The organism is Streptomyces sp. NPDC048604, assembly GCF_043199435.1.
Lineage (GTDB): Bacteria > Actinomycetota > Actinomycetes > Streptomycetales > Streptomycetaceae > Streptomyces.
Genome location: NZ_JBICVX010000003.1, coordinates 377,495 through 400,062 on the forward strand (window position 1 = coordinate 377,495; position 22,568 = coordinate 400,062).

At 72.2% G+C, this 22,568-nt stretch carries 22 protein-coding genes; 9 read left to right on the forward strand and 13 right to left on the reverse strand.

Annotation, left to right across the window (positions count from 1 at the left end):
* Positions 1-33: 33 nt before the first annotated feature.
* Positions 34-1,383 (reverse strand): MFS transporter, encoded by a 1,350-nt coding sequence (locus ACGFMM_RS08330; protein ID WP_393644344.1) that lies wholly within the window; start codon positions 1,381-1,383, stop codon positions 34-36.
* Positions 1,384-1,410: 27 nt separating this feature from the next.
* Positions 1,411-1,854, reverse strand: a complete 444-nt coding sequence (locus ACGFMM_RS08335; protein WP_393644345.1) for a MarR family winged helix-turn-helix transcriptional regulator — start codon at positions 1,852-1,854, stop codon at positions 1,411-1,413.
* Positions 1,855-2,044: 190 nt separating this feature from the next.
* Here ACGFMM_RS08335 and ACGFMM_RS08340 point away from each other — a divergent pair, with 190 nt between their 5' ends.
* Positions 2,045-2,242, forward strand: a complete 198-nt coding sequence (locus ACGFMM_RS08340; RefSeq protein WP_393644347.1) for a ribbon-helix-helix protein, CopG family — start codon at positions 2,045-2,047, stop codon at positions 2,240-2,242.
* On the opposite strand, the gene ACGFMM_RS08345 is transcribed toward ACGFMM_RS08340, so the two are convergent.
* Entirely contained in the window at positions 2,235-3,686 is a 1,452-nt protein-coding gene (locus tag ACGFMM_RS08345; protein WP_393644348.1) for an NCS2 family permease, read from the reverse strand. The genes ACGFMM_RS08340 and ACGFMM_RS08345 overlap by 8 nt on opposite strands.
* A gap of 154 nt (positions 3,687-3,840) precedes the next feature.
* Here ACGFMM_RS08345 and ACGFMM_RS08350 point away from each other — a divergent pair, with 154 nt between their 5' ends.
* Both ACGFMM_RS08350 and ACGFMM_RS08355 read left to right on the forward strand, forming a co-directional pair.
* Complete coding sequence (locus tag ACGFMM_RS08350; RefSeq protein ID WP_393644350.1) at positions 3,841-4,134, forward strand: DUF2530 domain-containing protein; 294 nt, start codon at positions 3,841-3,843, stop codon at positions 4,132-4,134.
* A gap of 88 nt (positions 4,135-4,222) precedes the next feature.
* A complete protein-coding gene (locus tag ACGFMM_RS08355; protein WP_393644352.1) occupies positions 4,223-6,640 on the forward strand; it encodes an HAD-IC family P-type ATPase in 2,418 nt (805 codons plus the stop codon).
* Position 6,641: 1 nt separating this feature from the next.
* Here the strand turns inward: ACGFMM_RS08355 and ACGFMM_RS08360 are convergent, their stop codons facing one another.
* From ACGFMM_RS08360 to ACGFMM_RS08370, 3 genes are all read right to left on the reverse strand, one after another.
* Positions 6,642-7,091 carry a DUF6114 domain-containing protein gene (locus ACGFMM_RS08360; RefSeq protein WP_393644354.1) on the reverse strand — a complete coding sequence of 150 codons (450 nt, stop codon included), beginning with the start codon at positions 7,089-7,091 and terminating at the stop codon, positions 6,642-6,644.
* 2 nt (positions 7,092-7,093) lie between these two features.
* Complete coding sequence (locus tag ACGFMM_RS08365; RefSeq protein WP_393644356.1) at positions 7,094-7,729, reverse strand: DUF6230 family protein; 636 nt, start codon at positions 7,727-7,729, stop codon at positions 7,094-7,096.
* 190 nt (positions 7,730-7,919) lie between these two features.
* A complete protein-coding gene (locus ACGFMM_RS08370; RefSeq protein WP_393644358.1) occupies positions 7,920-8,594 on the reverse strand; it encodes a TetR/AcrR family transcriptional regulator in 675 nt (224 codons plus the stop codon).
* 350 nt (positions 8,595-8,944) lie between these two features.
* Between ACGFMM_RS08370 and ACGFMM_RS08375 the strand changes: the two genes are divergently transcribed.
* Positions 8,945-9,613 carry a Tat pathway signal sequence domain protein gene (locus tag ACGFMM_RS08375; protein WP_393644359.1) on the forward strand — a complete coding sequence of 223 codons (669 nt, stop codon included), beginning with the start codon at positions 8,945-8,947 and terminating at the stop codon, positions 9,611-9,613.
* Between the two features lie 15 nt (positions 9,614-9,628).
* On the opposite strand, the gene ACGFMM_RS08380 is transcribed toward ACGFMM_RS08375, so the two are convergent.
* Positions 9,629-12,844 carry a sacsin N-terminal ATP-binding-like domain-containing protein gene (locus ACGFMM_RS08380; protein ID WP_393644361.1) on the reverse strand — a complete coding sequence of 1,072 codons (3,216 nt, stop codon included), beginning with the start codon at positions 12,842-12,844 and terminating at the stop codon, positions 9,629-9,631.
* Between the two features lie 106 nt (positions 12,845-12,950).
* Complete coding sequence (locus ACGFMM_RS08385) at positions 12,951-13,871, reverse strand: DUF3027 domain-containing protein (protein WP_393644363.1); 921 nt, start codon at positions 13,869-13,871, stop codon at positions 12,951-12,953.
* Between the two features lie 342 nt (positions 13,872-14,213).
* Between ACGFMM_RS08385 and ACGFMM_RS08390 the strand changes: the two genes are divergently transcribed.
* From ACGFMM_RS08390 to ACGFMM_RS08405, 4 genes are all read left to right on the forward strand, one after another.
* The gene (locus ACGFMM_RS08390; protein ID WP_393644365.1) at positions 14,214-15,626 is read left to right on the forward strand and encodes an MFS transporter; all 1,413 of its coding nucleotides are present in this window, start codon (positions 14,214-14,216) and stop codon (positions 15,624-15,626) included.
* Positions 15,627-15,716: 90 nt separating this feature from the next.
* Complete coding sequence (locus ACGFMM_RS08395; RefSeq protein ID WP_393644367.1) at positions 15,717-16,196, forward strand: DUF2771 domain-containing protein; 480 nt, start codon at positions 15,717-15,719, stop codon at positions 16,194-16,196.
* A 7-nt stretch (positions 16,197-16,203) separates the two neighbouring features.
* Positions 16,204-17,046, forward strand: a complete 843-nt coding sequence (locus tag ACGFMM_RS08400) for a futalosine hydrolase (RefSeq protein ID WP_393644368.1) — start codon at positions 16,204-16,206, stop codon at positions 17,044-17,046.
* Positions 17,043-17,888, forward strand: coding sequence for a 1,4-dihydroxy-6-naphthoate synthase (locus ACGFMM_RS08405; protein ID WP_393644370.1), 846 nt, complete (start codon positions 17,043-17,045; stop codon positions 17,886-17,888). Before ACGFMM_RS08400 ends, ACGFMM_RS08405 begins: the two co-directional genes overlap by 4 nt.
* A gap of 21 nt (positions 17,889-17,909) precedes the next feature.
* On the opposite strand, the gene ACGFMM_RS08410 is transcribed toward ACGFMM_RS08405, so the two are convergent.
* Positions 17,910-18,293, reverse strand: coding sequence for a cold-shock protein (locus tag ACGFMM_RS08410; RefSeq protein ID WP_393644719.1), 384 nt, complete (start codon positions 18,291-18,293; stop codon positions 17,910-17,912).
* A gap of 251 nt (positions 18,294-18,544) precedes the next feature.
* Positions 18,545-20,158 (reverse strand): recombinase family protein, encoded by a 1,614-nt coding sequence (locus ACGFMM_RS08415; RefSeq protein WP_393644721.1) that lies wholly within the window; start codon positions 20,156-20,158, stop codon positions 18,545-18,547.
* Positions 20,159-20,225: 67 nt separating this feature from the next.
* On the opposite strand from ACGFMM_RS08415, the gene ACGFMM_RS08420 reads away from it, so the two are divergent.
* Positions 20,226-20,480 carry a hypothetical protein gene (locus ACGFMM_RS08420; protein ID WP_393644372.1) on the forward strand — a complete coding sequence of 85 codons (255 nt, stop codon included), beginning with the start codon at positions 20,226-20,228 and terminating at the stop codon, positions 20,478-20,480.
* Here the strand turns inward: ACGFMM_RS08420 and ACGFMM_RS08425 are convergent.
* Genes ACGFMM_RS08425 through ACGFMM_RS08435 form a run of 3 tightly spaced genes read right to left on the reverse strand, consistent with a single transcriptional unit; the run spans position 20,477 to position 22,537 of the window.
* A complete protein-coding gene (locus ACGFMM_RS08425) occupies positions 20,477-21,103 on the reverse strand; it encodes an HAD family hydrolase (RefSeq protein ID WP_393644373.1) in 627 nt (208 codons plus the stop codon). The genes ACGFMM_RS08420 and ACGFMM_RS08425 overlap by 4 nt on opposite strands.
* Positions 21,104-21,147: 44 nt before the next feature.
* Positions 21,148-21,648, reverse strand: a complete 501-nt coding sequence (locus tag ACGFMM_RS08430; protein ID WP_393644375.1) for a GNAT family N-acetyltransferase — start codon at positions 21,646-21,648, stop codon at positions 21,148-21,150.
* 34 nt (positions 21,649-21,682) lie between these two features.
* Positions 21,683-22,537 carry an HAAS signaling domain-containing protein gene (locus tag ACGFMM_RS08435; protein WP_393644377.1) on the reverse strand — a complete coding sequence of 285 codons (855 nt, stop codon included), beginning with the start codon at positions 22,535-22,537 and terminating at the stop codon, positions 21,683-21,685.
* Positions 22,538-22,568 lie beyond the last annotated feature (31 nt).

Here is a 22,568-nt window from a genome sequence, read left to right on the forward strand (position 1 = left end):
CCGTCCCGTGGCGCGGGACGGGCGGTCGGCCCGTTACGCCGCCGGCTCCAGGGCCTGTTCCGGGCGGCGGCGTACCAGGTCGACCCGGGGGTGGCCCTGGTGCCAGCGCAGCCGCGGCTTGACGCCGACCGCCCTGGTCAGGATCAGGCCCACCGTCGCGGCGGCGGCGAGTGTCATCAGGCCGCCGGTGGCGAAGCCGACGCGTGCGCCGTACTCGTCGGTGAGCCAGCCCACGACGGGCGCGCCGATCGGGGTGCCGCCGACGAAGACCATCATGTACAGGCTCATCACCCGGCCCCGCATCACCGGGTCGGTCGCGAGCTGGACCGCCGAGTTCGCGGTCACATTCACCGTGAGGCCGACCATGCCGATCGGGACCAGCAGCAGTGCGAAGAGCCAGAACGTCGGCGCCACCGCCGCCAGGACCTCCAGGACGCCGAACAGCGCCGCCGCGCCGACGAGGACCCGCAGCCGGGTGCTGCCGCGCTTCGCCGCGAACAGGGCGCCCACCAGCGAACCGGCCGCCATCAGCGTGTTCAGCAGGCCGTAGGTGCCCGCGCCGACGTGGAACACGTCGTCCGCGAAGGCCGTCAGCCAGATCGGGAAGTTGAAGCCGAAGGTGCCCACGAAGCCGACGAGGACGATCGGCCAGATCAGTTCCGGCCGCCCCGCGACGTACCGCAGGCCCTCCCGCAGCTGCCCCTTGCCGCGGGGTACGCGTTCGGTCCGGTGCAGTTCCGCGGGCCGCATCAGGAGCAGTCCGGTCAGCGGGGCGAGGAAGAACAGGCCGTTGAGCAGGAACGCCCAGCCGCTGCCCACCGAGGCGATCAGCAGGCCGGCCACGGCGGGGCCGACGAGCCGGGCGCTCTGGAAGTTCGCCGAGTTCAGGGAGACCGCGTTGCGCAGCTGCTCCGGTCCGACCATCTCGGAGACGAACGACTGCCGTGCCGGGTTGTCGACGACGGTGACCATGCCGAGCAGGAAGGCCACCAGGTACACGTGCCAGACCTGGATGTGTCCGGACAGGGTCAGGGCCGCGAGCGTGAGCCCGCACAGGCCGAGCGCGCCCTGGCTGAACAGGAGGATGAGCCGTTTCGGGTATCGGTCGGCGAGCACGCCGCCGTACAGGCCGAACAGCAGCATCGGCAGAAACTGCAGCGCCGTCGTGATGCCGACGGCGGCCGAGGAGCCGGTGAGGGTGAGCACCAGCCAGTCCTGGGTGATCCGGGCCATCCAGGTGCCGGTGTTGGAGACGATCGCTCCGGTGAAGAAGAGGCGGTAGTTGCGGATCCTGAGGGAGGAGAAGGTTCCTCTCCGCTCCGCGGTCGTGTCGTGGGTGGGTGTGGGGACGGGTGCGGAGTCTGCTCCGGGTCCCGTGCTCAAGGTGCGTCGCCTCCTCGGCTGGGCGGGTCAGAGGTGTGCGAGCTTCTCCAGGACCGGTGCGGCGGCACGCAGCCGCGCCCATTCGTCCTCGTCCAGGCCCTCGGCGAGCTCGGCCAGCCAGGCGTTCCGCTTGCGGCGGCTCTCCTCCAGCATGGCCTCGGCCACGTCGGTCGGGCTGACCACCTTCTGCCGGCGGTCGTCGGGATGGGGCTCGAGCCGGACCAGTCCCTTGGACTCGAGCAGCGCCACGATGCGGGTCATGGACGGCGGCTGCACGTGCTCCTTGCGGGCCAGCTCACCGGGGGTGGCCGAGCCGCACCGGTGGAGGGTGCCGAGCACCGACATCTCGGTGGGGCTGAGCGACTCGTCGACGCGCTGGTGTTTCAGTCGTCGGCCGAGGCGCATCACCGCGGAGCGGAGCGCGTTCACGGCCGCCGTGTCTTCGGCGGTGCCGTGGGACAGGTCAGGCATGTCGTTAGCGTAACTCATTACCCTACCTAAAGACCACTCGGAATCGCGGCCGAATCCCCGGCCGAATCCCCGGCCGACCCTTTCCGGCCCCCACCAGGCCATGCGCAGTCGTTGAATGTGTCACCCAAATGAGTGAGACCCCGCCGGAAAGTGACGCATCGGACCACCCCCTGCCGCGACCCTGACACGCATGGGATCGACAGTGCTCAGCCTGCGCATCGACGGTGAGCTGCTCGACCGGCTCCGGGGGCATGCCGCCAAACGCGGAATGAGCGTCCAGGACTATGTCCTTCGGACGCTCATTCGCGACGACTTCGACGAGAGGTTCAAGGCCGCGGTCGACGAGACCGACAAGTTCTACGGCCGTACGTCGGAACCGCTTACGTGAGGCCGAGCGCCGGCATCGCGTAGTAGAAGACGAACACCGCAGAGACGACGTACATGGCCGCCGGGACCTCACGGCCCCGGCCGGCCGCCAGCCGCAGCACGGCGAAGGCGATGAAGCCGATGCCGATGCCGTTGGTGATCGAGTACGTGAACGGCATCATCACCATCGCCAGGAACGCCGGCACGGCGATGGTGTGGTCGCTCCAGTCGATCTCCTTGACCGACCCGGCCAGGATCAGGAAGCCCACCGCGAGCAGCGCGGGGGTGGCCGCCTGCGAGGGCACCATCGTGGCCAGCGGCGTGAGGAACAGCGCCACCGAGAACAGCGCACCCGTCACCACCGACGCCAGGCCCGTGCGCGCGCCCTCGCCGACGCCCGCCGTGGACTCCACGAAGCAGGTGGTGGCGGAGGACGAGGTCGCGCCGCCGGAGGCGACGGCCAGGCCGTCGACGAGCAGGACCTTGTTGATGCCGGGGAAGTTGCCGTCCTTGTCCGTCAGCTTGGCCTCGTCGCCGACGCCCAGGATCGTGCCCATCGCGTCGAAGAAGCAGGACAGCAGCACGGTGAAGACGAAGAGGCCGCCGGTGAGCAGGCCGACCTTCTCGAAGCCGCCGAACAGGCTGACCTCGCCGACCAGCCCGAAGTCGGGGCTCGCGACCGGGTTGCCCGGCCACTCCGGCGTCGTCAGCCCCCAGGACGGGACCTTCGCCACCGCGTTGACCACCATGGCCACGAGGGTCATGACCACGATGGAGATCAGGATCGCGCCGGGGACCTTGCGGATGATCAGCGCGAGGGTGAGCAGGGTGCCCAGGACGAACACCAGCACCGGCCAGCCGCCGAGGTGGCCGTCGGCGCCGAGCTGCAGCGGGACGGTGGTGTGGGCGGCGTCCGGGATGCGGGAGACGAAGCCGGAGTCGACCAGACCGATCAGCATGATGAACAGGCCGATGCCGATCGCGATGCCCTTGCGCAGGCCGACCGGGACGGCGTTCATCACGCGCTCCCGCAGCCCCGTCGCCACCAGCAGCATCACGATCACGCCCGCGAGCACCACCATGCCCATGGCGTCCGGCCAGGACATGCGCGGGGCGAGCTGGAGGGCGACGACCGTGTTCACGCCGAGGCCGGCGGCCAGCGCGATCGGGACGTTGCCGATGACGCCCATCAGCAACGTGGACAGGGCCGCGGTCAGGACCGTGGCGGTGACCAGCTGGCCGCTGTCGAGCTGGTGCCCGTACATGTCCTTGGCGCTGCCGAGGATGATCGGGTTCAGCACGATGATGTAGGCCATCGCGAAGAAGGTGGCGAAGCCGCCGCGGACCTCGCGGGCGACGGTGGAGCCGCGCTCGGAGATCCTGAAGTATCGGTCGAGGGCCGAGGCCGGCTGCTGGGGCGCGGACGGCTCGGGAGACATGGCCTTGGCGGGGGCCGTGGTGCTCATGAAAAGGGTCCTCAGGGTCCTCTTGGGGGATCCTCGTTGGCGGTTCATACGAGGGAATCGCGCCAGAGGCAAACCGTTTCAGTATGAACACATAAGCGGAAGAGCGTCTATCTCCGCGCGTAGACCCCCCAGGGCCTCCCCTTAAACTGACCCCATGGCCAAGTGGACCCCCAAGCACGAGGCGCCCGAGCCCCTGGAGGGGCCCGTCGTCGCCACCATCAGCGGCGGCACGATCCTGTGGTTCGTCCTGTTCCTCGTCCAGGTCCCCTTCTACGGCTGGTTCGCCGACCACAACGCGACCTCGTGGATCTGGACCTGTCTCGCCGGCGCGGGCCTCGGCCTCATCGGCATCTGGTACGTACGCAAGCGCGACGCCGCGATCAAGCGGGCGGCGGCAGCGGGCGGGCCGGCGGGGGGCGGGCCGGCGGCGGCCGGGGAGACCTCGTAGCACCACGGGACGATTTCCGTCCTACCCCGGTCTGAACTTCCCCTCGCTCGGCGGGTGAACCCGTCGTTCCGGCCGTACGGTCGGAGACATGACCCAGCGGGCGAAGATCGACACCGGCGGAGACGGCCGACCCGGCGACACGCGGTCACGGCCTCCGGTCGTGCACCGCGCCGCCGGACTGACCTCGGGCGAGGTCGCCGAGCGGGTCGCCCGCGGCGAGGTCAACGACGTACCGCTGCGCAGTTCCCGCTCCACCGCCGACATCGTCCGCGGCAACGTCTTCACCCGCTTCAACGCCATCATCGGCGTGCTCTGGGTGATCATGCTCATCGTCGCGCCCATCCAGGACAGCCTCTTCGGCTTCGTGATCATCGCCAACACCGGCATCGGCATCGTCCAGGAGCTGCGGGCCAAGAAGACCCTCGACGGGCTCGCCGTCATCGGCGAGGCCAAGCCCACCGTCCGGCGCGACGGCGTCACGGGCGAGGTGTCCACCTCCGAGCTCGTGCTCGGCGACCTGATCGAGCTCGGGCCCGGCGACAAGATCGTGGTGGACGGCGAGGTCGCCGAGGCGGACAGCCTGGAGGTCGACGAGTCGCTGCTCACCGGCGAGGCCGACCCCGTACTGAAGAAGCCCGGTGATCCGATGATGTCGGGCTCCTTCGTGGTCGCCGGCGGCGGCGCGTTCACCGCCACGAAGGTGGGGCGCGAGGCGTACGCGGCCCAGCTCGCCGAGGAGGCGTCCCGCTTCACCCTCGTCCACTCCGAGCTGCGCTCCGGCATCTCCACGATCCTCAAGTACGTGACGTGGATGATGGTCCCGACCGCGATCGGGCTCATCGTCAGCCAGCTCGTCGTCAAGGACACCGACTTCAAGGAGTCGATCGCCCGGACCGTCGGCGGCATCGTCCCGATGATCCCCGAGGGCCTCGTGCTGCTCACGTCCGTCGCCTTCGCGATCGGGGTGATCCGGCTCGGCCGCAAGCAGTGCCTGGTGCAGGAGCTGCCCGCCATCGAGGGCCTGGCCCGCGTCGACGTCGTCTGCCTCGACAAGACCGGCACGCTCACCGAGGGCGGCATGGACGTCACCCAGCTGCGCACCCTGGACGGCGCGAACGAGGCGTACGTACGGAAGGTCCTCGGCGCGCTCGGCGAGTCCGACCCCCGGCCCAACGCCTCGCTACAGGCCGTCATCGACGCCTTCCCCGACAGCGTGGACTGGCGCTGCACGGAGTCCCTGCCGTTCTCCTCCGCCCGCAAGTACAGCGGCGCCGCCTTCAGCGAGGGCGACGGCGAGTCCTCCACCTGGCTGCTCGGCGCACCCGACGTGCTGCTGCCGCCCGGGGACCCGGCGCTCGCCGAGACCGACCGGCTCAACGAGGAGGGCCTGCGGGTGCTGCTGCTGGCCCGGGCCGCCGGCGAGCTGGACTCCCCGGAGGTCGCCAAGGGCGCCCGGCCCACCGCCCTGGTCGTCCTGGAGCAGCGGCTGCGGCCGGACGCCGCGGCCACGCTCGAGTACTTCGCCGACCAGAGCGTCGCCGCGAAGGTGATCTCCGGGGACAACGCGGTGTCGGTCGGCGCGGTCGCCGGCAAGCTCGGCCTGCCCGGCGCGGCGCACACGGTCGACGCCCGCGGTCTGCCGGAGGAGCGGGAGGCGATGGGGCAGGAGCTGGACGCGCACACGGTGTTCGGCCGGGTCACCCCGCAGCAGAAGCGGGACATGGTCGGGGCGCTGCAGTCCCGCGGCCACACGGTCGCCATGACCGGCGACGGCGTCAACGACGTCCTCGCGCTGAAGGACGCCGACATCGGCGTGGCCATGGGCTCGGGCTCCGAGGCGACCAAGGCCGTCGCGCAGATCGTGCTGCTGAACAACAGCTTCGCCACGCTGCCGTCGGTGGTCGCCGAGGGCCGCCGGGTCATCGGCAACATCACCCGCGTCGCCACCCTCTTCCTGGTCAAGACGGTGTACTCGGTGCTGCTCGCGATCCTGGTGGTCTGCTCCCAGGTCGAGTACCCGTTCCTGCCCCGCCATCTGACGCTGCTGTCCACGCTGACCATCGGCGTCCCGGCGTTCTTCCTCGCCCTCGCGCCCAACAAGGAGCGGGCGAAGCCGCACTTCGTGCGCCGGGTGATGCGGTACGCGATCCCGGGCGGTGTGATCGCCGCCGCGGCGACCTTCACCACGTACCTGATCGCCCGCTCGCACTACAGCGGGACGGGCGCACTGGACGCGGAGACCAGCGCGGCCACGCTGACGCTGTTCCTGGTGTCGATGTGGGTGCTGGCGATCATCGCCCGCCCGTACACCTGGTGGCGGATCGCGCTGGTCGCGACGATGGGCGGGGCGTTCCTGCTGGTGCTGGTGGTGCCGTGGCTGCAGGAGTTCTTCGCGCTGAAGCTGGTCGGGGTGACGATGCCGTGGACGGCGGTCGCGATCGCGGCGGCGGGTGCGGCGCTGCTCGAGTTCTCCTGGCGGTGGGTGGACAGACGGTTCCCGGCGTAGGTCAGACGGCCTTCCTCCGGCGCAGCCACCGGCGGCGGGCACGGGCCGGCTGGTCGGGGTCCCAGCCGAACGCGAGCGAACTGCCCACCACGCCGAGCAGCAGCCCGATGAAGAAGCCGCCGAGGTTGGAGGTCAGCCAGCTGGCGAGGGAGGCGAGGACGGCGACGACGGAGTAGAACAGCCGCTGGCGCGGGTTGAAGACGATCAGCAGCCCGCAGACGACCATGATCACGGGCATGACGTAGCCGATGAGGCTGTCGGCGCCGGCGGTCAGGATCACGGAGATGCTGGCGCGTTGGGTGAGCAGGATCTCGCCGCCGCCGAGGGCGACGGCGAGACCCGCACCGAACGGCCGGCGGTGCCGCCAGCGGCGGAAGGCCGCCCAGGGATGCGTACGGCGACGCGTGACGTCGTCCACGGCGGTGGCCGTCCCCTCGGTGCCCTGCATCATCGTCAGCAGCCCTCCGAGGCGAAGGTCATGTGCAGGTCGGGCAGGGTGAACCGGGCGGCGGTGGTGGCGTAGTTGGTCTGCCGCAGGTCCTTGAGCGTGACGGTGTCGGCCTGCTGGCCGAAGCTGCCGAGCGGGCCCTTGACCGGGGGCTTGTCGAAGGTCGACGCGTCGCCGCCGATCTCGATGTTGTCGAAGGCGGCGAGCTTGCCGGTGATGTCGGTGGAGTCGGTGGTCAGGCCGGAGGCCTTGACGGTGGTGCCCTTGTCGCCGGCGGTGATCTTCAGGAAGGTGCCGCCGAGCTCCACGCTCTGGCAGAGGTTGGTCAGCTCGGCCTGGCGGATCGCGGTGACGATGACCAGGACCTGGCCGCCGGTGTCGCCGGCGTTGGGGCTGCCCTCGGCCATGTTGTCCAGGCCTCCGAACTGGCCGAAGCCCCGGCCCTCCAGGGAGTCGGCGGCGACCGTGAACGGCATGCCGGAGATGGCGAACTGGGCGGCGAGCGCGCCCTGGGCGGTGAGGACGACGAGGCCGGCCGCGGCGACCAGGGCCGGTAAGCCCATGAAGGCGGCCCGGCGGTAGCGCACGCGGCCGCGGCGCTCGGGCCCTAAGGGCCCGCGGGATGCTTCGGACAGTGCCATGAGGTGCTCCTGACATAGATGAGGAAACAGACCTGCGCGGCGTGTCCTGGCGCGGACGACGACGGTTCCCCGACCTGCCGTGGGTCTTCCTCGTACAGAGGCAGCCGTGCCGCAGGGAACCGGACCGGCAACGTACGCCCGTTATTACTCGCGAGTCAATTGCCGTGCAGAAACCGCTTGTTGTCGGGATCTACCTCTCGTGGAACGGCGTGAGCACCACATGCACGAGGACGTCGAGCAACGCGGGAAGGGCCTCGGAACGCCCCTCGTCGACCGTGCGGTGCACCGCCGCGTGCACGGCGCCGACCACCGCGTCCACCAACTCGCCCCGCTCCACGCCGGAGGGCGCCGGCGGGGCGTCGGAGAAGAACCGGCGAAAACTGGCCAGAAGTTCGGCCCGGGCGCGGCGTCCCGCGGGCCCGACGCACTCGATCTCGACGACCATCGTGGCGAACACCGGGTTGCGGGCGAGAAGATCGAGCATCGCCCCCAGCCCGGCCCGTACCGCGGCGGGCCAGGCGGCCGCCCCGCCGGCCGCGCCGTACGCCTGCTCCATGGCGCGGACGACGATCCGGGTGCCGCCGAGGTACGCGGCGATGACGGCGTCCTCCTTGCCGGAGAACAGCTCGTAGAAGACCGGGCGGGTCACTCCGGCGGCCCGGCAGATGTCGCTGATCCGGGCGCCCGCGTAGCCGTTGGCGGCGACCGTGCGGGCGACGCCGTCGAGCAGCCGCTCCCGCTGCCGGGAGGCGACCTGCTCCGCGGTCAGCCGCCGCGGACCGGGCCGCAGCGAACGCTCCGGTTCGCGCCCGGTACGGGCTCCGGGCAGGACGAACACCTCGTCGGCGTCACGGACGACGTCCATCGGCCACAACCTCCCGGGGTGTTGACGGCACCGGCGGGCGGAGTTACAACCCTCATGGGTTTTCCACCAGGTGCAGGGCGCACCAACTCAGGCCACAGCGGCCGGAGTTGTAGCCCCGCACCGAGTATCACGCCCAGAAGCGCAACAGGACACCGCCGCCGGGACATCCGTGGCGCCGGATCGCTCCGGCGGTGGCACGAGCCGCGCACTCCATCACGCCCTCCGGGCACTCCGCCGTGCCCGGACCGGCCGTGCGCGAGAACGCAACCGGATCCCCCGGTACGCACCACCCGCACACCCCGCCCACGCGTACCGCCGCGTTACGTCACCCTCCGAAGGAAGGAACCCCCATGGGCAAGCGCGCCCTTCTCACCTCCACCGGTCTCGCCGTGGCCGCGACGCTGACCGCCGCCCTCACCGCCACCGCGCACGCGACCGCCGCCGCGGGCGAGGTGCTGACCACCGGCAGCGCCGGCGGCCCGGCCGTCGCGGCCGGCGACGTGCTCACCGCCTCGCTCGCCTCCGGCGGCCAGGCCAAGATCGCCACCACCCTCGGCGGCAGCACCGGCATCACCTGCAACGCCTCGGCCTTCACCGCCACGGTCGACACCAACCCGGCCGCGCCCGGCACGGCGACCGAGACGCTGACGGCGCACACCTTGAGCAGCTGCACCACGAACATCCTGGGCGCCACGGGCGTGCAGAGCATCACGGTCAACAACCTGCCGTACGCCACCTCCGTGACGAGCGGCGGCACCCTGCAGGTCACGGCCGGCGCGACCGGCCCGATCCAGACCACCCTGAAGATCAACACGATCCTCGGCGTGACCACGTGCGTCTACCGCGCGGCGAGCCTGACCGCCACCCCGTCCAACACCGACAACTCGCTCACCTTCGCCAACCAGCAGTTCACCAAGGCCAGCGGCCCCGGCACCTGCCCGGCCAACGGCTACTTCAGCGCGAAGTACGGCCCCGTCAAGGACACCACCCAGGGCGGAGCCGTCGTCTTCGTGAACTGAACCGAGCGCACCGGCCTAGTCGAACCACCTGTCCCGGGCGAGTTCCGTCGTCCGGGACGGGTCCTCGAGGAGGGCGGCGACCTCGAAGCGGCGCGGCCACTGTCCGGCCGCCCAGGCGAGACCCGCGGCGACGCCCTCCAGGGTGGCGGCGTGGATCACGCCGTCGGGGGTCCGGCGCCAGTCCAGTTCCACGCCCCCGGCCAGCAGTTCCTCGTGCTCGACGTACGACGACGGGGTCGCCGGGCCGAGCAGCGCGTGGACGGACGGCGGGACCTCGTGCTCCTCGCCGACCGTCGTGACCTCCGCCTCGACCGCCTCGCTCAGCCGGCGGACCTGGAACAGCTCGGCGAGGTCCGCCGCCCGGGACGGGGCCACCGGAAGCAACGGCAGCCCCGCGGTCAGCGGCAGGAGGTCGGGGGCGTCCGCCACCAGGGCGTCCGCGGCGTCCACCACGCGCAGTTCGCCGTCCACCACCGCGCGCAGCTCGTCCGGCAGCGTGACCTGCTCCGGGTCCAGGTCGGCCAGCGCCGTGTACAGGGCGTGCAGCTGCGCGCCGCCGACCTCGCGGTCCGGGTCGGCGAGCCGGCCCAGCAGCTCCGCCGCGCCGCCGGGCTCGTCGAGCAGCACGGCCACCGAGGTGCGCACGCCCAGGGCCCGCAGGACCTGCTCGTCCTCGAAGCCGGTCGCGTCGGCGGAGTCGTACAGACCGTTCAGCAGCGGATCCGTGCCCGCGGCGCGCAGACCGGCCGGGCGGCGGCCGTCCAGGACCGGGTGGTCGCGCAGCCACCACGCCGTGTACGAGCGCACCGTCTCCGTCGTGCCGTCCGGCAGCAGCACCCGCACCGGCTGCGTCAGCGCGTCCCGCAGCGGCGGCTGCGCGAGCAGCGCCAGCGCCTGCGGCCAGGCGTCGTCGTCGACGAGGTCCAGGTCCCGTACGGCGACCAGCTCCGTGGCCACCGGGGGCACGGGCGTCTCCGGGAGTCGGTCCAGGACGTCCTCGCACCAGACGTCCACCGCATCCAGCACCCCGGCGTCGTCCGGCTCCGGGAAGTCGCTCTCGCGGGGCTCCAGTTCGTCCGGGTCGAGGACCAGGTCGGTGGCCCGGACGAGCGCGAAGTTCGCGAGCACGCCGCAGGCGGCGAGCGGCTGCTCGCCCCAGCGCTCGGCCAGCTCCGCGTCCACCAGGGCGAGTTCGTCCTCGCCCATGACCTGCGCGAACGCGCTGCCCGGGAGGACCAGTTCGCCCGCCGGGGACAGTTCGCCGTCCTCGTCCGGCAGGGCCAGGGCGCCCAGCCACGGCTCGTCGCCCGGTCCCAGTTCGGCCTCGCGGACGAGCTGGAGCACGATCTCGGCCAGCTCGTCGGCGTCCGGCGCGTCCGCGTCCTCGTCCCAGATCTCCCCCGCGTCGAGCGACGCCGCGACGGCGGCCCGCACCTGCGGGGTCGTCAGGATCGCCCGGGGCGTCGCCGGCAGCGCGCCCAGCTTCTCCAGGAGCGGGTGCGCGGCGTCCGGATGCACCACCTTCAGGCCGAGCCGGGTGAGGTCGGCGGGCGTGTGCTCCTGCGGGAGGAGGAGATGGCGGGGGCCGATGCTGGTGCGGATGCGGGCCGAGGCCGGGGCGGTGTCCGCGCCGTCCTCCTCGACGGCGCCGAGCGCCGCGCCGAGCGCCGCCTCGTCCGCCGTCTCGTCCGCGGCCCTGCCCGTGGCCAGCGGGACCGGCAGGCCCGACAGGCGGTCCGGGTCCACGCCGGACAGGGAGTCGTACACCCGCCACCACCACGACGGCGCGCGGTCCACACCGGCCAGGCGGTCCACCGCCTCCGTCAGCGGCACCCGGCCCACCCCCAGGGTGCGCAGCTCGACGCGGCGCTCCAGGCCGGCGGGGAGCAGCGTCGGGAAGACCTCCGCCAGGACCCGTACGGTCTCGGCGCCCGCGCCCTCGACGACCTCGGCCTCCACGGGACGCAGCGCCGGCAGTTCCTCGGACGCCACCGCGGGCGCGAGGAACGCGACGCGCGGCAGCAGGTCCAGGATCGCGGCGCGCAGCGCGCCGTCCAGGGCGCCCTTGCCCAGCGGGCCGGGCACCAGGTCGAGCGTTCCGGTGCCAACAGGCTGCCAGTCGCCGAGGAGTTCGGCGTACGCCTCGGCCGCCCGCCCGACGACGAAGTCGGTCAGCGGGCCGGGCGCCGGGTGCCGGCGGGCGGTGTCCAGCGGCAGGGAGGCGATCAGCAGGGCCGGGACGCCGAGGGGTTCGTCGGTGGGCGTCGGCGCATGCACGACGGGCGCGGTGGCCGGGCGCTGCGGGGCGCCCTCGGCGTCCACCGGCACGGCCCAGGTCACCGACCAGTGCGGGCGCAGGCGTTCCTCGACGGGGCGGTCGGCGAGGAGGGCGGGGTCGAGGGGGCCGCCGTGGGCGACGGTCCGCCAGCGCCGGGGCGCGGGGGCGGCGGAGTCGTCGACGACCACGTAGCCGTACTCCTCGGAACGGCGCAGGGTGCGGACGCCGTCCGGGGTGTCGACGACGATCTCGGCGAGGCCGGTGAGGGTGAGCAGCAGGGCGTCGTCGATGCCGCTCAGGAGCCGCTCGGCGAGGTCGACGGCGGCGGAGTCGCGCAGCGGCAGGACGACGGCGGTGTCGTAGCCGTCGGGCGCGGTGCCCTCGGCGGGCAACGGGAGCCGGAGCAGCGGTACGTGGCCGTCGCGGCGGCGCAGTTCGTCGCCGAGGCCGGGGCTGTGCCGGGCCGCGTCGGCGGCGAGTTCGCGGGCCTCGGCGAGGGACCAGCGGACGCCGCCGTGCCGGCCGAGGACGGCGGGCTCGTCGGAGACGGCGAGAACGGCGGCGAAGCCGACGCCGAACCGGCCGACGGCGGCGGTGTCGTGCTCGCGCTTGGCGGAGGCGCGGAGGGTGGACAGCGACTCGACGCCGGTCGCGTCGAGGGGCGCGCCGGTGTTGGCGGCGGCGAGGGCGGCGGGGCCGTCGGCGTCCGCCGGGTGCAGGGTCAGCCGGAGCCGGCCGGTGACACCGGCCCGGCGGGCGGCGTCGGCGGCGTTCTGCGCGAGCTCGACGACGAGGCGGTCGCGGTAGCCGCCGAGGACGAGGTCCTCCTCGGCGTTCGCGTCCTCGCGGAACCGGGCCGGGCTCGCGCCCCAGGCGTCCAGAACCCCCCGCCGCAGGCGGGCCGTGCCGAACGGGTCGGCTCCGTCGGTCGTCGTCCGGACGCTGGTCCTCACGGCTGGCTCCTCGTGTACGGCGGGGTCGTGTACCCGTTGCCGCGAAGGTACCGCGCGCGGACGACAGGACGGGCCTTGGGCCCGCCCCCGTGCGCGCGCCAGAACCCTACGAGTGGCCCAGGTCGTCCGAGGTGTCGTCGGGGGCCGGGACCGAGCCGGAGTCCTTGGCCGGGCGCAGGGGGAACTCGTCGGCGGCCATCGAGTCGAGGACCGGCGCCGCCGGCCGCGGCGGCTTCGGCATGACCGCGGCCTCCGAGTGCCCGCCGCAGCCGTACGAGAGCGAGACGACCCGGCCGTCCGCGGGCGAGAACTCGTTGGCGCAGATGCCGAAGGCCTGCCGCAGCGAGCCCGACAGCGGCACCAGGAAGGCGCACGACTCGCAGGACGCCGGCGCCGCCTGCGCCATCGGCGTCTTCGCGCCGAACGCCTCGTCCCAGCGGTCCGCCGCCACGTGCAGCCCGTACCGCGACAGGACCCGGGCCCGCCGCATCCCGAGCTCCTCCGCCACGGACGCGATCGCGCCGCGCGAGGGCGTACGGGTGGTGATCTCGGCGTCCTCGGCGTCGAGGTGGTCCGCCATCTCCTCCGAGACCGCGGAGTTCGGCGGCGGCGCGTCCTCGCCGCTGAACCCGGGCTCGAGGCGCAGGTCGTCCGCCTCCGTCGGCAGCAGGTCGCCCGGCCCCATGTCGCCGGGCCGCAGCCGCTCGCTCCACGGCACCCACTCGGGTGCGAGGAGTGCGTCGGAGCCCGGCAGCAGGACGGTTTCGTCAAGCGTCACGTTCTTGGCGCGGGAGGCGCGTGTGACGGTGACCGCCCACTGCCAGCCGCGGTAGCCGGGCTCCTCGCACGCGAAGAAGTGCGTGACGACCCGGTCGCCCTCCGCGACGACTCCGGCGTGCTCCCCGACGATGCCGGGCGCGGCGAGCTCTTCCGCGGCCTCGCGGGCCAGGTCTACCGCCTCGGCGCACAGACGGTCGGGGGTACGGGTACGCGTGGCTCGCGGGCTTCGCGTCGTCGCAGCACTCACAGGTCTCGCTTCTCTCCTACGCCGTCTCACGGGTGCGCCGGCCGAGGTGCGAGCAGCGACGAGTGGTGTACGGGCGGCGGGCGGAGCGGACCTGGGGGCCGCATCGACGTCCGCGCCCGACGTTTCTCGTGAGTCTCGCGAGTCTCGGGCACACCTACCAGCATCCATTCTGCGGGATGCCGAAGAGGCGCGCGGCCGAGAACTTCCGCCGGTGGCGCGCTACGCACGCTACCCCGTCCGCAGCCCCCTTCCCACCTGCCCGCCCCAAGAGACCTCCAACCCGGTCCGCAAACCCGGTGTGGAAGGGGGGTGGAGAGCTGTGGAGTGGGGGACGATGAGGGGGTGGCAGCCGCGAGGTCGTCGAGGCCGCCGGCGTCGTCGTCGACGGGATCGGGATCGCACGACCGGACCGGGTCGCTCGGCAGGGCGGGCCGGAGAGTCGGCCGTGCCCTGCACCTGCCGTTCACCGGCACGGCCAGGGGCATCCGGCGTGCCACGCACGCGCAGGGAGCGGGCGAGTCCGGTCTCGGCAAGCTGATCGAACTGCACGCGGTGAACGGCGCCGGCGACGTGATGATCACCGTGGCGCTGGCGTCCACGGTGTTCTTCTCCGTGCCGACCGACCAGGCCCGCGGCCGGGTCGCGCTCTACCTGGCCGTCACGATGCTCCCGTTCACCCTCCTCGCGCCGGTGATCGGTCCGCTGCTCGACCGGCTGCCGCACGGCCGCCGGTGGGCGATGGCGGGCGCGATGCTGGCCCGCGCGGTGCTGGCGGTGACGATGTCCGGCGCGGTCGCCACGGGCGGCCTGGAGCTGTACCCGGCGGCGCTCGGCGTGCTCGTGGCGTCGCGCTCGTACGGGGTGGTGCGCAGCGCCGTCGTGCCGCGGCTGCTGCCACCGGACTTCTCGCTGGTGAAGGCGAACTCGCGGGTGACCCTGGCCGGGCTGCTGGCCACCGGCATCGCCGCGCCCATCGGCGTGGGGCTGCAGCGGATCGGTCCGGCGTATCCGCTGTACGGGGCGTGTGCGCTGTTCCTGCTGGGGACGTACTGGGCGCTGCGGATGCCGCACAAGGTGGACTCGGCGAAGGGTGAGCGGCCGGCCCATCTGCTGACGCACGGCGAGAAGAAACCGAGCCTGCGGACGGTGGGCCCGTCCGTGCTGCACGGGCTGCAGGCGAACGCGTCGCTGCGCGGGCTCTCCGGCTTCCTGATCTTCTTCCTGGCGTTCCTGCTGCGCGAGGAACCGCTCGCCGGGCAGAGCGCGGCGGTCTCGCTGGGCATCGTGGGCGTGGCGGCGGGGGTGGGCAACGCGTGCGGGACGGCGATCGGCTCGCTGCTGAAGTCGCGCGCCCCCGAGGTGATCATCGCCACCATGATCCTGGTGGAGCTGTCGGCGGCGATCTGCGCGGCGCTGTTCTTCAGCCCGGTGTGGGTGGCCGTGCTCGGCGGGGTGGCGGGGCTGTCGCAGGCGCTGTCGAAGCTGTCGCTGGACGCGCTGATCCAGCGGGACGTGCCGGAGGTGGTGCGGACGTCCGCGTTCGCGCGCTCGGAGACGCTGCTGCAGATGGCCTGGGTGGTCGGCGGCGCGATCGGCATCGCCCTGCCGCTGGACGGGGCGGTGGGCATGGCGGTGGCCGCGGCGATCCTGGGGACGGGCGCGGCCCTGTCCGTACGCGGCCTCCTCTCGGCCCCGCGCCGCCCGGCGCCGCGGCCCCCGAGCCACCGGGGATCCCGCGGCTCGCGGGTGATGTGAGCGGGTCCGGGTGGCCGCGCGGGACCACACGGAGGGGGGAACCGGGGGGTCGGGGAGCCCCGGGACGGTGCGACCGATAGCCTTCGGCTCATGACCGTTGCGTTCTTCTCCGGCTCGCGCCGCCGGGCCGCCGTGGCCCTCGGGGCCGTCTCCGCCGGGCTCCTCGTACTCTCCGCCTGCGACAAGCCGACGCCGCTCGCGACCGTGACGGTCGGGACGGACTCGGTCCACACCGAGGCCGCCTGCTACAACGACGGCGACGCCATCAAGGAGTCGCTGGTCCAGGGCTGCCTGAACAAGAAGCCCACCACCTCCATCTCCGTCTCCGCGGACGACAAGATCCGCTTCGGCGTCGACCCGTCGATCGCCGACAACGGGTGGACGATCTTCCTCGGCGGCCAGCAGGCCGAGCCTGAGCCGTACAAGAAGACGTACCGGACCATCCCGGCCAGCGCCTTCTTCTCCTCGCAGACCGGCGAGGCGACCAACCGGACGCAGGTCACCATCGTCGAGAACACCGGCCGGAAGCTCACCGGCATCTGGCAGTTCGAGCTGAAGAAGAAGTCCTGACCCCCCGGTGGCCGACCGGATCCTGATCGTGACGGCCGTGGCGGCGGAGGCCGACTCCGTCGCCCGGGGCCTCACCGGCGGCGGGCAGGGCTCCGGCCTCCAGCCCCTCCCCGGCGGGTACGTCCTGCGCCGCCACACGTCCAGTGATCCGATCCCCGGCGGTCCGGGCGGACCGCTGTCCGCCCACGGGCCGCTGTCCGGCGCCGCCTCCGCCGGCGCGCTCGCCGGGCCCGGCGACCGGCCGCACCACCCCATCGTCGACGTCCTCGTCGCCGGCGTGGGCCCCGCGGCCGCCGCGGCCGCCACCGCCACCGCCCTCGCACGGGCGTCCCTGGGCCAGGCCCCGTACGACCTCGTCGTCTCCGCCGGCATCGCGGGCGGCTTCGCGCCGCACGCCCCGCTCGGCTCCGTCGTCGTCGCCGACGCGATCGTCGCCGCCGACCTCGGCGCGCAGACGCCCGACGGCTACCTGCCGGTCGAGGAGCTCGGCTTCGGCCGCTCCGTGCACCCCGTGCCCGAGGCCCTCGTCCGCCGTATCGCGCGGGCCCTCGACGACGGCGTCCAGCGCCACTGCGTCGGCCCCGTCCTCACCGTCTCCACCGTCACCGGCACCGCGGCCCGCGCCGCCGAGCTGGCGGAGCGTCACCCGGGCGCCGCCGCCGAGGCGATGGAGGGCTTCGGGGTGGCCGAGTCCGCCGCCGCGCACGGGGTGCCCGTCATCGAGATCCGCGCCGTCTCCAACGCCGTCGGCCCGCGCGACCGCGCCAACTGGCGCATCGGACAGGCCATGGACGCGCTGCGGTACGCCTTCCAGCTGCTCGGCAGCACCGTGTTCAGGGAGCCGATGTGAAGCTGAAGATCGCCTACTCGCCCTGCCCGAACGACACCTTCGTCTTCGACGCCTGGGCGCACGGCCGCGTCCCCGGCGCGCCCCGCCTCGACGTCACGTTCGCCGACATCGACGTCACCAACGGCTGGGCGGAGCGCGGCGACTGTGCGTACGACGTCCTGAAGGTCTCGTACGCGGTGCTGCCCTATGTCCTCGACGAGTACGCGCTGCTGCCCTGCGGCGGCGCCCTGGGCCGCGGCTGCGGCCCGCTGGTGCTCACGAGGGAGCCGGGCGTGGACCTGACCGGCCGGACGATCGCCGTGCCGAGCGAGCGCTCGACCGCGTACCTGCTGTTCCGGCTGTGGGCGGCGGACGTCGTCCCCGGGGGCGTCGGGAACGTGGTCGTGATGCCGTTCCACGAGATCATGCCCGCGGTGCGGGACGGGAAGGTCGACGCCGGACTCGTCATCCACGAGGCCCGGTTCACGTACCAGGACTACGGGCTGCACTGCCTCGCCGACATGGGCGAGCACTGGGAGCACACCACGGGACTGCCCATCCCGCTGGGCGCGATCATCGCGAAGCGCTCGCTGGGCGCGGAGACGCTGCGGCTGCTGGCCGAGTCGGCGCGCACCTCGGTCCGGATGGCCTGGGACGACCCGGAGGCCTCCCGGCCGTACGTGGTCGAGCACGCGCAGGAGATGGACCCGAAGGTGGCGGACCAGCACATCGGGCTGTACGTCAACGAGTTCACGGCCGACCTCGGGGAACACGGCTACGCGGCCGTGCGCGGGCTGCTCACGCGCGCGGCGGCCGAGGGGCTCGTTCCGCCCCTCGGCCCGGACGCTCTGCGTTTTCCGTGAGCGCCCGTCGTCCTATACGCCCTACACGTCCAGCTGGTCCGCCACCGCGCGCAGCAGCCCGGCGATCTTCTTGCCCGCCGCCTTCTCGGGGTAACGGCCGCGCTCCAGCATGGGCGTGATGTTCTCCAGAAGCGTCGTCAGGTCCTGCACGATCGACGCCAGCTCGTCCGGCTTGCGGCGCTGCGCGGCGGCCACGGACGGGGTCGGGTCGAGGATCACCACGGAGAGCGCCTGGTCGCCGCGCTGTCCCGCGACCACGCCGAACTCCACGCGCTGACCGGGCTTGAGGGCGTCGACTCCGGCAGGGAGCACCGACGAGTGGACGAAGACGTCGCCGCCGTCGTCGCGGGAGAGAAAGCCGAAGCCCTTCTCACTGTTGAACCATTTGACCTTGCCGGTAGGCAAAGCACGCACCCCATTCCACCAGTCAGCCGAACCACTGTCGTCGCAGGTCAGGCTATCTAGCGCTTGCTCGTGCCTGCCGTGTTGCCTGGAAGCCTCCCCAGCTCTGTACCCCCCGTCAAGCCGGTCCATCCATGTCAGTCACCAGGAGTGGCCGACATTGATGGCCGCTTGCTCGGGGGCGGGAGAAGCATGCACATCACAGCACATGCGGAGGAGTCGGGGACACCCTATTCGCACGCAAGCCCCAACGGTCAGCCATCAGCCCTCTCGGCTCTCTCTCGCTGCTTCTCGTACGTATCCAGACGCCCTTGGAGCGTCCTCGGCAGCTCGATCGACCCGTAGTCCTCGAACAGCATCTCGCGTGCGTCCGGATACTTGAGAAGGTGCGGGGCTGCCCAGTGCCGAGGAACATTCCAGCCGTGCCACAGCCAGTCCGCCTGTTCCGGCATGACGAGCTTCTGCTCCTCCGCAATCCGGCCGATGTCGCCGAGGTCGAGCACGGCCCCGGAGCGATTGCCCCGCGTCATGCCCGGCAGACAGTCACGCCAGACCCACAGGGTCACCTTGTACTCCTTGAGGAAGGCGCGGCGGTCGTCCTGGTCCTTCGCCGCCCAGACCTCGCAGTATCGACGGCCGGTCGCCCTGGTCTCGGGGTTCCTGCGCTCCTTCTCCTGCTTCTTGAGGCGCTGCACCTTCCCGGACACGGACTTGTGCATACGCCAGTAGGACTCCTCCTGACCTTCGCCGTCGTACTTCCCCACGAGGAAGTCGGCTTCGAGCTTGGCAAGTCTGACCTCAGCCGCTTCGAGTTCCTTCCTGTTCGAAGGAAGGACACGCGCCCGTTCGTACTGCTGCCACTGCCCGACGCTGTTGACCACGATGTCCTCGGCGACCTGGTCCAGTACGTCGCGCTCTACATAGGCACCCTTCTTGCAGGAACCACCGTGGAACCGGTTGGTGCACCGATAGAAGTACTTCGACGGAGATCGAGTGCCGTCCTGGCGCCTGGCGCCAGAGGTCTGAACTCGCGCCAGCGGGGCACCGCATTCTCCGCACTTGGCGATTCCGGCGAGGAGGCTCTTGGCAGCCCGGGTCTCGGGCTCGCGGTCGTCCTTCCCACGCGGGGCGATCCTTTCCACCAGGTCGAACCACTCGTCCATGTCGGCGTGAGGCTGGTCGGGCATGATGTAGGGCTCGCCGGCGTCGTCAAGGACAGCCTCGCCCTTGTACGTGTAGATGCCGGGGAACCAGTTGGAGCGGACCATCTTGTTGACGATGGTGGCTTGCCACATGACGCCCTTCGGCTCCAGGCCCTTCAGCACCCGCTGGTGATCACTCCAGGTGAGAATCCCTCTCTCGTTGAGTTCCTTGGCGATCTTGTGGGTGGTCTGCCGCTTCTCACTGATTCGCGTCTTGATGTCTTGGATCACGCCCCAATAGGTCTCGTCCCGCGCAAGAACCTTCCGGCGTTCGCCCTCGACAGGGACGATCTTGTATCCGGCCGGAGGCGCACCGACCAGCCAGGATCTGTTTTCGAGGCGGGTCTGCACTCCGCTGAGGATGCGCGCCTGGATCGCGTCCCATTCGGCTTCGGCGAAGACGGCGGTGATCTGGGCCATCATCTTCCCGGGGCCGGTGGAGAGGTCGAAACCCTCTTCGACGCAAACAATGAACTTGCCGTTGTCCTGGCACCACTTCAGCAGCTCATTGAAGTGGAGGGCTCGACGGGTGAGGCGATCGAGCCTGGAGACGATGAGCACGTCGAACTCGTCGTGGCGATGGTGCAGCCACCGACCGAGCCTCGGGCGTTTGAAGGGGGAGAGGCCACCGGACACGTCAGCGTCCTCGGCTTCGCCGATGAGGATGCCCGAAACGTGCGGGGGTCTTCACACGTAGCCACGCCGCCCTGGCATGCCTGGGTATCCTGGCCGGATGCGCAACGAAACCCCCACGAAGCCTTCGGGCACCGCCGCTCCGGGTGACGGGCTGGTCCGTGTCGGTGCGGTGGTGTTCATCGTCGGCGCCGTGGCCACACTGGTCACGGTGGCGCCGCTGTTCCTGGGCACGAAGCCGTTCCCGACGGTGGCGTACGCCGTGTCGATGCTGATGGGCGTCGGTTTCGCGGTGGCGGCGGCCGGGGTGCTGCGGTCGGTCGCGGCGCAGCGGAAGCAGGCGCGGGGGCTCTAGGGCGTCCGGTACTCGTCCCACCAGGCGCGGAAGTACGTCAGGTCCGGCAGGACCACGTCCGCGCCGGCGGCCCGCAGCTCGGCCTCGTCGCAGGGCCCGGTCGGCACCGCGAGCGACAGCGCCCCGGCGGCCGCGGCGCCGCGCACGTCGCCGGTGTGGTCGCCCACGTACACGGCCGCGCCGTACTCGCGCAGCGCCTCCGCCTTGCCCTCCGCCCACAGTCCGCCGATGACCGCGTCGGGGTCGATGCCGAGGTGCACCATGTGCAGCTTGGCGTGCGCCTCGTTCTTCGCCGTGACCACGATCGCCCGGCCGCCCGACTCGCGAACGGCCCGGATCGCGTCCCGCGCGCCGGGCAGCGCGTGCGTGGGCTCGATCGCGTACGCGGGGTAGAGCGCGCGGTACTGCGTCACCCGCTCCTCGACCTCCTCCGCCGGGAACCAGTGGGCGAGCTCCTGCGCCAGCGGCGGCCCGAGGCGGCTGACCACGAGGTCCGCGTCGATGAACACCCCGGTCTCGGCGGCGAACGCCTCGAGGGCGGCCTTGATGCCCGGCCGGGAGTCGATCAGCGTCATGTCGAGGTCGAAGCCGACGGTGGGCGGAGTCATCGTCATGGGGGACATTGTGCCGGGCTGTTCGAGACCGGCCTCGGCGGGGGACCGGCCTCTTACGCGACGGCCAGGGCGGCGACGATCTCGTCGTCCTCCTGGTCGCCGGTGGGCTTGAAGCCGAGGGCCTCGTACAGGCGGGCGGCGGGGACGTTCTCGGGGTGGTACGAGAGGCGGATCTCCCGGCAGTCCGGGAGGGCGGCGAGGCGCTGGATCAGGGCGCGCATGGCGGCGCGGCCGACGCCCTTGCCCTGCTCCGTCTCGTTGACGATCATGCCGCCGATCCAGTGGGTGCCGTCCTCGTCGTCGAGGGCCCACATGACGTGGCCCACGACCTCGTCGGCGGCGCGGACCGCCAGGGAGTTCCAGACTCCGCCGCGCATCGACAGGAGCAGGTACCGGGCGCCGAGCGCGGCCACGAACCGGCGCTGGTCGTCGGTCGGCGCGACGTCGGCGACGGCGCGCCAGTTGTCGTCGGTGATCTCGTCGAGCACGACACGCCGGTTCTGACGGTCGGTTATTTCCTGCGTTTCCCGCGGCATGGCTCCCCGTTCATCCATTTCAGCGATCATATGCATTGCCCCCGGACGGGCCCTAGGCGCGACGGGAGCGCCAGAGCAGGTAGAGGGCGGAGGCGATCGCCGCGGTGCGCAGGGTCCAGGGCCAGGTGGCGGCCATGGCCTGGGTGAGGGCTTCGCCGCCGGGCGGGATCGGGGCGCCCCAGCGGCCGTTCAGGCGGCCCCAGATCCAGAGGATGCCGCCCGCGGCCGCCACGCCCGGCAGGCCCAGGACGGCGAGTTTCGACTCGAAGGGGGTCAGGCGGCGCGAGGCGTAGGCCAGGAGCCAGCCGGCCGCCAGGGGGAGCAGGGAGCCCAGGGCCGCTCCCGCCACGAGCAGGGCCGCCGCCAGCAGCAGCATGGGGTTCGGGAACGAGGCCCTCGAAAGGGCGGGGAGGCGGAGTCCGCGGCGGGGTTCTTCCTGCGGGGGGTCCTCCTGCCCGGTCTCTTCCGGTTCCTCGTCGGCGGGGTCTTCCGTCTCCTCCGCCGGGGGGCGGAGGATCTCCGCGAGTTCCACGCCGCCCACGAAGCCGGGAAGCTCCTGGGGGCCCTCGGCCCACCAGTCCTCCGGGTTCGCCGGGTTCCCCGGGTCCACAGGGTTCACCGGGGCCTTCGAGTCCTGCGGGCTCGCAGCGGTCGCCGATCGTGGCGTCGGTACGGTGCCGCCCGCGCGGTCCACGATCTCGTCCGGCGTGCCCATGCGCTTCAGGATGCGGCGCACCGCCGCCGGGCTGTCGCCGCCGCCGACCGTCTTCGAGCGCTGCCGGCCGATCTCCTCGCGCAGCTCCGCCACCAGGTTCATCCGCTCCCCGGACGGCAGCTGCCGCTGCTGCGCCAGGTCCCCGACCCGGCTCAGGTAGTCGAAGACCAACTGGTCGCTCTCGATGCCCATCCGCCCTCCCCGACCGCTTCGTCATGACGTT

What these genes read in the sequence shown, in the direction of transcription:
- ACGFMM_RS08425 (WP_393644373.1), bottom strand. Translation starts at nt 21,103, where the DNA reads ATGTCCCCCATGACGATGACTCCGCCCACCGTCGGCTTCGACCTCGAC.
- ACGFMM_RS08375 (WP_393644359.1), top strand. Translation starts at nt 8,945, where the DNA reads ATGGGCAAGCGCGCCCTTCTCACCTCCACCGGTCTCGCCGTGGCCGCG.
- ACGFMM_RS08430 (WP_393644375.1), bottom strand. Translation starts at nt 21,648, where the DNA reads ATGGATGAACGGGGAGCCATGCCGCGGGAAACGCAGGAAATAACCGAC.
- ACGFMM_RS08355 (WP_393644352.1), top strand. Translation starts at nt 4,223, where the DNA reads ATGACCCAGCGGGCGAAGATCGACACCGGCGGAGACGGCCGACCCGGC.
- ACGFMM_RS08435 (WP_393644377.1), bottom strand. Translation starts at nt 22,537, where the DNA reads ATGGGCATCGAGAGCGACCAGTTGGTCTTCGACTACCTGAGCCGGGTC.
- ACGFMM_RS08340 (WP_393644347.1), top strand. Translation starts at nt 2,045, where the DNA reads ATGGGATCGACAGTGCTCAGCCTGCGCATCGACGGTGAGCTGCTCGAC.
- ACGFMM_RS08395 (WP_393644367.1), top strand. Translation starts at nt 15,717, where the DNA reads ATGACCGTTGCGTTCTTCTCCGGCTCGCGCCGCCGGGCCGCCGTGGCC.
- ACGFMM_RS08365 (WP_393644356.1), bottom strand. Translation starts at nt 7,729, where the DNA reads ATGGCACTGTCCGAAGCATCCCGCGGGCCCTTAGGGCCCGAGCGCCGC.
- ACGFMM_RS08345 (WP_393644348.1), bottom strand. Translation starts at nt 3,686, where the DNA reads ATGAGCACCACGGCCCCCGCCAAGGCCATGTCTCCCGAGCCGTCCGCG.
- ACGFMM_RS08360 (WP_393644354.1), bottom strand. Translation starts at nt 7,091, where the DNA reads ATGATGCAGGGCACCGAGGGGACGGCCACCGCCGTGGACGACGTCACG.
- ACGFMM_RS08370 (WP_393644358.1), bottom strand. Translation starts at nt 8,594, where the DNA reads ATGGACGTCGTCCGTGACGCCGACGAGGTGTTCGTCCTGCCCGGAGCC.
- ACGFMM_RS08420 (WP_393644372.1), top strand. Translation starts at nt 20,226, where the DNA reads ATGCGCAACGAAACCCCCACGAAGCCTTCGGGCACCGCCGCTCCGGGT.
- ACGFMM_RS08350 (WP_393644350.1), top strand. Translation starts at nt 3,841, where the DNA reads ATGGCCAAGTGGACCCCCAAGCACGAGGCGCCCGAGCCCCTGGAGGGG.
- ACGFMM_RS08335 (WP_393644345.1), bottom strand. Translation starts at nt 1,854, where the DNA reads ATGCCTGACCTGTCCCACGGCACCGCCGAAGACACGGCGGCCGTGAAC.